The following is a 7,967-nucleotide window of genomic DNA, read 5'->3' on the forward strand; positions in this document are numbered from 1 at the left end:
CTGACTCTCTGCAGCCCGTCCTCATCCTCCGGATTCCCCTCCGGAATGCCGATCTATCCAGTCATGAGGTCCGACATCGGCTCGCGGGACAGGAAGGGGCGGTGGGCCGCCCCCGCCCCGCCCGCTCAGGCCCCCGCGGGCGGCGCGGCCGACCTTCTCGAAGCGGCCACGGAGGAGCTGCGCCGCTCGGAGGAAAGGTTCTCCGTCGTCTTCCACTCGAGCCCGCAGCCCATGAGCATGAGCACGCTTCACGAGGGCCGGGTGCTGGACGTGAACGAGGGGTATGCCCGCTTCTTCGGGTTCCGCCGCGAGGAGATGATCGGGCGGCTGGTCGGCGACCTCGGTCTCTGGGTCACCCTCGAGGAGCGCGACGCGATCATCCGGCTCCTGGAAACGCACGGCCGCGTGCGCAATGCCGAGGTGCGGTTCCGGAAGCGCTCGGGTGAGATCGGCCATGCCCTGCTGTCCACAGAGCGGCTGGCCCTCTCGGGCGAGCCCACCGTGGTCACCACGGTCACCGACATCACCGAGCGCAAGCTCTCCGAGGAGGCCACCCGGGCGCTGGCCGAGGTCGGGCGCGACCTGACGGGCAGCCTGGACCTCGGGCATGTGGCCAACCGTCTCGTCTCGGCGGTGGTGACGCTGTTCGGCGCACGCGTCGCGAACCTCTACCGCCGGGAGACCGATCCCGACGGGCTCGTATGCATCGCCACGGCGGGGGAGGCCCAGGAGCCCAGATGGCTCGGCATCCGGGTGCCGCCGGGCTCCGGCGTCACCTCGATCGCCCTTCGGGAAGGCCGGCTCGTGTCCGTCGCCGACATCCTCACCGACCCGCGGGTGACCCTCGACCCGGAATACCGCGAGCACATGATCGCCAAGGGCCACGGCGCCACGGTCGCGGTGCCCTTGAGCGTGGGCGGGAGATCCCTCGGGGTGCTCGCCGTCGGGTACTCGCACGGGCGTGTCCTCACCCCGGAGGAGGAGCGGCTCCTGTCCATGTTCGCGGACCAGGCCGCTCTTGCGCTCGAGAGCGCGCGGGTCCGTGGAGAGATCGAACAGCGCCGGCGGGAGGCGGAAGCGCTGGCCCTCGTGGCCCAGCGCCTGACGGAGACGCTCGACGTCGAAGAGGTCGGACAGCGTATCGTCGAGCATGTCCTTGCCCTCTTCGGGGCGCAGTCTGCCGTGGTGCGACTGCTCGATCCCGACGGTGGTCTCCGCCTGATTGCCGTGGGCGGTCCCGGCCAGCGGCGATTCGAGCTGGGCCATGTCCTGCCCCCGGGCGTGGGCGTGACCGGCCGCGCCGTCAGCGAGGGTCGCCCCGTCTCATCGACCGATATCACTGACGATCCAGCGGTCCGTGCGTCCGAAGACTTCCGGACGCATGTCGCGAAGTTCGACATACGGGCCATGGCCGCGGTGCCGCTCCGCACCAAGGGAGCCGTCGTCGGAGCGCTGGCCGTCGGGGATCGTACCGGACGCGTGTTCACCGCCAATGACGTCCGGCTCCTCCAGGCCTTTGCCGATCAGGCGGCCATCGCCATCCGCAATGCCGAGCTCTTCTCGGCCGAGCGGTCCTCCCGCGCCCAGGCCGAGGCCTCGGAGCGCGCGCAGCGCGAGAGCGAGGCACGCTTCCGCCGGATCTTCGAGTCCAACATGCTCGGTCTCATGTTTTGGGACGAGAACGACAACGCTCTCGATGTCAATGATGCCCTCCTGCGGATGCTCGGATACACGCGCGAGGATCTCGAGGCGGGCCGCCTGCGCTGGCGCGACCTGACTCCCCCCGAGCACGTCGAGCGGACCGAGAAGGCTCGGGAGGAGATCAAGGCTTCCGGTGTCTGCGCGCCGTTCGAGAAGGAATACATCCGCAAGGATGGCCGACGGGTGTCCGTGCTCGTCGGTGGCGCCGCCTTGGAGGGCGACCGGGAGCGCGGCGTGGCCTTCATCCTCGACAGCACTCCGCAGAAGCGCCTCGAGGCGCAGCTTCGCCAGGCCCAGAAGATGGAGGCGGTGGGGCGCCTGGCCGGCGGCATCGCCCACGACTTCAACAATCTCCTGACCGTGATCGGGGGACGGAGCCTCCTCGCTCTCGAAGACATCCCGGCCACGAATCCGATCCGGGGTGATCTCGAGCTGATCCAGCAGACGGTGGAGCGGGCAGCCGCCCTCACGCGCCAGCTCCTCGCCTTCAGCCGCAAGCAGCTCTTGCAGACGAAGGCTCTCGATCTCAATGGCGTGGTGGCCGGCATCGTCCCGCTCCTGCGACGCCTGATCGGCGAGGACATCGAGCTGACCATCGGCCCCGGGGTGGCGGTGGGGCGCGTGAAGGCCGATCCGGCGCAGCTCGAGCAGGTCATCGTCAACCTGGCCGTGAATGCTCGCGATGCCATGCCCCAGGGCGGGCGACTCGTGATCGAGACGGCCAATGCCGATCTCCCCGCCGAATTCAACGATCTCCCCGAGGCGGTGCCCGCGGGCTCCTACGCGATGCTCAAGATCACCGACACCGGGGTGGGCATGAACGCCACCGTCCAGGCCCATCTCTTCGAGCCGTTCTTCACGACCAAGGAGGTGGGCAAGGGCACCGGCCTGGGACTGGCCACCGTGCACGGCATCGTCCGGCAGCACGGCGGCAGCATTCGCGTGTACAGCGCCCCGGGCGAGGGAACCACCTTCAAGATCTATCTGCCCCAGACCAGCGACCCGCTCGACGCGTATGCCCCCGGCGCGTCCGGGGCCCCGCGCTCCCGGGGCGCGGAGAGAGTGCTGCTCGTCGAGGACGATCCGGACGTCCGCGCGCTGACCCAGACCATCCTCGAGCGCGGGGGTTACGAGGTCCTCTCGGCGCGCGACGGCCATGAGGCGCTGCGTCTCTTCCGCGAGCAGGGGCGGCCGATCCAGCTGCTGGTGAGCGACGTGGTCATGCCGAAGATGAGCGGCCGCGAGCTCGCCGACCGCCTCCGGGTGCTCCAGGCCGACCTCAAGGTGCTCTACGTGTCAGGCTATACGCAAGAGGCGCTCGGGCGTCACGGCGTGCTCGAGCCGGGGATCGTCCTCCTGCCCAAGCCCTTCCAACCCGTGGCCATGCTGGACAAAGTGCGCGAGGTCCTCGACACGGACATGCGGCCTCAGCGGGGCCGGTAGGTGATCCGGAAGATGTCCCGGGCGAACTGGTCGGAGGAGAGGAACAGGGCCCCGTCGCGTCCCACCACGAGATCCACGGGCCGAGCCGAAACCGTGCCCCCGGACAGAAAGCCCGTCGCGAAGTCCTCGACGGCCGTGGCCTTGGCGCCCTCGAGCTTGATCCGCACCACCTTGTAGCCGGTCGGCACCGAGCGGTTCCAGGAGCCGTGGTAGGCCACGAAGAGGCTGCCGCGGTACTCGGCGGGGAACTGCTGTCCCGTGTAGAAGGCCAGCCCGAGCGGCGCCGAGTGCGCCTGGATCTCGAGCGACGGCGCGGTCATGGACGGGCAGCGGTCGCCCTTGAGCACGCGCGAGTCGACGAACGTCTTGCCGCCCGCCGCGAAGCAGTCCGGCCAGCCATAGAAGCCGCGCTCCCGCACCTCGGTGATGAGATCGGGCGGGACATCGTCGCCCAGCCAGTCGCGCTCATTGACGGTGGCCCAGAGCACGCCCGTGCTCGGGTGAAAGGCGATACCGACGGCATTGCGGAGGCCCGAGGCGAAGAGTACTCCGCCCGAGCCGTCGGGCCGATAGCGCATGATGGCGGCCCGGCGCGAGTCACTCTCGCGGCAGATGTTGCACGAGGAGCCGATCGAGACATACAGGCGGCCGTCGGGACCGAAGGCGATGGTACGTGTCCAGTGGCCACCGGTCGGCAGACTCGGCACCACGACGATCGGCTGAGAGGCCTTCATGGTCGCCGAGTCATAGTGGAATCGCACGACCTGCCCCGTCTCGGCGACGTAGAGCTGGCCGTCTTTGAAGGCGAGGCCGTGCGGCTGGGTCAGACCTTCGGCCACGGTGACGACGGCGTCCAGCTTGCCGTGGCCGTTCTTGTCGGGCAGGGCGACCACGCGGCCCCGGCTGGGCACCGAGACGAGGAGGGTGCCCGCCGGGTCGAGCGTCATGAAGCGCGGGCCGCCCAGGTCCGAGGCGAAGACCTCGAGATGAAAGCCCGGGGGAAGGGACACGGACGGGGCCTGCGCCCAGGAAGGAGAGACCAGCGCGAGCCCGGCGACGATACCGAGGATCGCTCGCGCCAGCATGGCGGTCATTGTACCCCCGCGTCTTGCCAGGGGGCGACGCAGCCAGTAGCCTGACCCCATGTGGCGAGGTTGGATGCTGGGTGGCGCGGGGCTGGGATGCCTGCTCGCCGCCCTCCTGATCGGGCCGCCGTCGTCCCGAGCGCAGGTCTTCCTGGCCTCGAAACCCCAGCCCGAGTTCAGCGTCGGCTCGCTCTTCATCGCGGCCAGCATCACCAAGTCGCTCGGCCCCACGCCCATCGACGTGCAGTGGAGCCTCGTCCTCCCCGCGAAGCGAGACGCCGCCGACATCGCCCAGGACCTCTATCTGCTCTGGCCGGATGCCGTGACGAGCCCGACTCCCGAGGGCCGTCCCGATCCGGCTCTGGAACGCATGATTGCCGGGGATGGCGTAAGCATCGTGCGGTCGGGCCGGCTTCCCCTCGGGTCGCGCCGTGTCGATCACACCGGGCGGTCGAGCACCGTGGAGCCCATGGGTGATGGCGCCCCCTTCGTCACGTTCGTCCGGAAGACCAATAGCGGCGGGCTCTCGAATCCGGGCACCCTCATCCGTATCCCGTGGCACGAGCTGCTCGGAGACCCCGCCCGCATGGCCACGCTGCGGCTGACCTCGAGCAGGGTCATTCGCGACAAGCCGCAGACGTGGCTCGATGAGCTTTTCTGGGGGCGGCGCCACACCGCCTCGCTGACCTTCGGCGACGTGCGCTTCTCCTCGCTCTACGGGCTCTACTTCGAGCATCGCGACCGGCTCATCCCGATGGCGGGGGATCTCTCCCAGCTCACCCTGCGCTTCGGCGATGCCGATCACCTTCGCCTCGACGAGATCAGCCCGGCCGGAGCCACCAGCCAGCGCAGTCAGACGAGGAAGGAGACGGAGACGGTCACCCTCGTGCTCGACAAGAGCGACGGACTCAAGCCGCAGCTCCTCCGCGCCTCCTTCGCCTACTTCGACGGCCTGCACGCGATCCTGCCCATCGCGGTGACGGTGGCCGTCTTCACGCTGGGACATCTCGGCGGGCCCCTGGTGGCGGCGGTCTTCCGGCGCGGGGCGGCGGCCATGGCCCGCCGCATCCACATCGCGCCTCGCCGCGGCACGGCCGACCACACCACCGGCGTCGTGCTGTCGAAGGAGACGCTGGGCCGCATCACGCCTGGCGAGACGACGTATCAGCAGGTCCTCGCGCTCTGCGGACCCCACAACGAGGAGCACGAGCAGCTCAAGATGCCCGGCCGCCGCAGTCTCATCTATCGCGGCCGGCGCACTGTCCCGCACGAGCGCCGGAGCTTCGGGCGCCTGGCCACGGTCAGCCACTGGGACGTCGAGCAGCACGAGGTGGTGATCGACTTCGAGGGCGATCTCGTGAGTGATCTCCAGGCGCACCTGCGGCGCTCCCGCGCCGGCGGCTGAAAAAGGCCCATCTGCGGCCGTCGCTCGCACCTGGACCTCGCACCTGGACCTTTTGACCTAGGGCGTCCCCTATGGCACGATCGATTCCCGGCGGGGCCATGTCGGCCCTGCGTCACTCACATCAGGAGCCATCCATGCGCGTGTACTACGACATCGATCTCGGCGGCCGCACCATCACGAAGCGGGAGCTTCACGGCGAGGACGTGGTCAAGGCGGGCCGGTACCTGATCGCCAAGACCCTCGTCGAGATGGGCGCGGCCACCGTCGAGCCGCTTTCCCCGCAGAACCCGCTCATCTTCTCGGCCGGTCCCTTTGCCGGCACGAGCTTCTCCAATGCCAATCGCACCAGCGTGGGCTGCAAGAGCCCGCTCACCGGCGGCGTCAAGGAGGCCAACGGCGGGGGGACCTTCAGCTACGGCCTGGGCCAGCTCAAGATCGCGGGCTTCACTCTCCTGGGCGCCTCCACGGAGTGGGTGGTTCTCCACTTCAAGAAGGACGGCAGCCTCGCCTTCGAGGACGCGGAGCCCTATCTCGGCAAGGGCAACTTCGAGGCGAATGACATGCTGCACGCGCGGTACGGCAAGAAGGTCACCATCGCGCTCTGCGGCCCCGTGGGCGAGTACGAGGGGCTCCTTGCGGGCATCGCCTTCAGCGACAAGGATGGCCGGCCGGCGCGGCTGGCCGCTCGGGGAGGGGTGGGGGCGGTGATGGGCTCGAAGAAGGTCAAGGCCATCGTGGTCGATCTCGACAAGATCCCCCCCATGCACGACGGCAAGAAGGTCACCTCCAGCATCAAGGACTACGCCAAGATGCTGCAGGCCGACGGCATGGTGCAGAACTTCTACGCCAAGATCGGCACCATGGGCATGGCGGATGTCCAGAACCAGATGGGCGGCCTGCCCGTGCGGAACTTCAGCGTGGGAAGGCTGGCCGACGTGGCGGCGGGAGAGAAGTTCAAGATGGGCGGCGATTTCATCGGCGAGCTCAACACCTCGCGGGGCGGCGAGCAGACGCACTCCTGCATGCCCGGGTGCGTCATCCAGTGCAGCAACGTCTACCACGATGCCGCGGGCAAGGAAGTGGTCTCCCCGGTGGAGTACGAAACGCTCGGGCTCCTGGGCACCAACTGCGGCATCAGCGACCCCGACGATCTCGCCCAGCTCAACTACGTCGCCAATGACCTCGGGGTGGACACCATCGAGCTCGGGGCCATGCTCGCCGTGCTCATGGAGGCGGGGCTCGGCGGCTTCGGCGACGTCAAGTTCATGACCGACTGCCTGGTGGAGATCCGCAAGGGAACGGAGAAGGGAAAGGTGTGGGCCCAGGGCACCGCGCGGGTGGGGGAGCACTACAAGGTGCGCCGCGTGCCCGTCATCAAGAAGCAGGCCATCAGCGCCTATGATCCGCGCGTGGTCGAGGCCACGGGGATCTCGATGATGGCCACGGCCCAGGGCGCCGATCATACGGCGGGCAACCTGCCCCGGCTCAAGACGCGGGAGATGGACCTGGAGTCGCTCGTGAGCCAGAGCCTGCTGCACCAGACCCGGGTGGCCGCCAACGATTCGCTCGGGCTCTGCATCTTCGGCATGAGCGTGACCAACCCCAACACCGAGTTCATCGCCAACGCCGCGAACGCCGCCCACGGCACCAGCCTGACCAAGGACTTCTTCGAGGCCCTGGGGCGCGAGACCCTGCGCTTCGAGAAGGAGTTCAACCGTCAGGCCGGCTTCACCGAGAAGGACGACGAGCTGCCCGAATTCTTCTACACGGAGCCCATCCCTCCCACCAACCACGTCGCGCGCTTCCACGGGCCCGACGTGCACCGCATGTACGAGCGGCTGCCCGCCTAGTAGCTCGGAGGGGGGCTCCGCCCCCCTTCCGAAACCTCCCCCCGGAACAGATTGCGCCGGCGAAGCCGGCGCTCGAAGCGGAACATTCCTGCTCGCGAGGACAGATGCCTAGCCGGAGCCTGCTCCACGAAGAGAAAGGACGCCGGCCCGTGTCGCGGCCGGCGTCCCTGGATCCCGAAGACTCCAGACGGCTTACGGGACGGTGATGGTGGTGTTGTCGCCGCTGGCGGTGATGGAGAACGTGCCGGTGCTGCTCGACGTGTACGTGTAGGCGCCGCTCCACGCCGGCGCGCCCCCCGGCGGTGGCGTCGGGACGTTGGCCATGAACGGGCCAGCAACCTGGCCAAGGCCGTTCGTGGTCTGCTGGGTCAGGTCCGTCAGCGCGGCTGGCAGTGCGCCTATGTGGGCCGCGAAGATGCTGACCGAGGAGGCCAGGGTCCGGGTATCGGCCTGGGCCTTGGCCACGCGGGCGCGGGTCTGGAC

The 7,967-nt window shown here is 68.9% G+C and carries 5 protein-coding genes; 3 read left to right on the forward strand and 2 right to left on the reverse strand.

The window, feature by feature from the left end; genetic code table 11:
- Nucleotides 1-63 precede the first annotated feature (63 nt).
- A complete protein-coding gene (locus VGT00_14385) occupies nt 64-3,144 on the forward strand; it encodes a GAF domain-containing protein (protein ID HEV8532605.1) in 3,081 nt (1,026 codons plus the stop codon).
- Here VGT00_14385 and VGT00_14390 read toward each other — a convergent pair.
- A complete protein-coding gene (locus tag VGT00_14390; GenBank protein ID HEV8532606.1) occupies nt 3,129-4,238 on the reverse strand; it encodes a sorbosone dehydrogenase family protein in 1,110 nt (369 codons plus the stop codon). The two genes, VGT00_14385 and VGT00_14390, sit on opposite strands and share 16 nt — an antisense overlap.
- Before the next feature lie 49 nt (nt 4,239-4,287).
- Here VGT00_14390 and VGT00_14395 point away from each other — a divergent pair, with 49 nt between their 5' ends.
- Nucleotides 4,288-5,634: a hypothetical protein gene (locus VGT00_14395; protein ID HEV8532607.1), complete on the forward strand. Its 1,347-nt coding sequence runs from the start codon at nt 4,288-4,290 to the stop codon at nt 5,632-5,634.
- Nucleotides 5,635-5,768: 134 nt separating this feature from the next.
- Nucleotides 5,769-7,484, forward strand: a complete 1,716-nt coding sequence (locus tag VGT00_14400) for an aldehyde ferredoxin oxidoreductase C-terminal domain-containing protein (protein ID HEV8532608.1) — start codon at nt 5,769-5,771, stop codon at nt 7,482-7,484.
- A gap of 192 nt (nt 7,485-7,676) precedes the next feature.
- On the opposite strand, the gene VGT00_14405 is transcribed toward VGT00_14400, so the two are convergent.
- Nucleotides 7,677-7,967 (reverse strand): type II secretion system protein GspG (locus VGT00_14405; GenBank protein ID HEV8532609.1); only part of this gene is annotated, 291 nt, incomplete at its 5' end.

Source organism: Candidatus Methylomirabilota bacterium (assembly GCA_036002485.1).
Taxonomy (GTDB): Bacteria; Methylomirabilota; Methylomirabilia; order Rokubacteriales; family CSP1-6; genus AR37.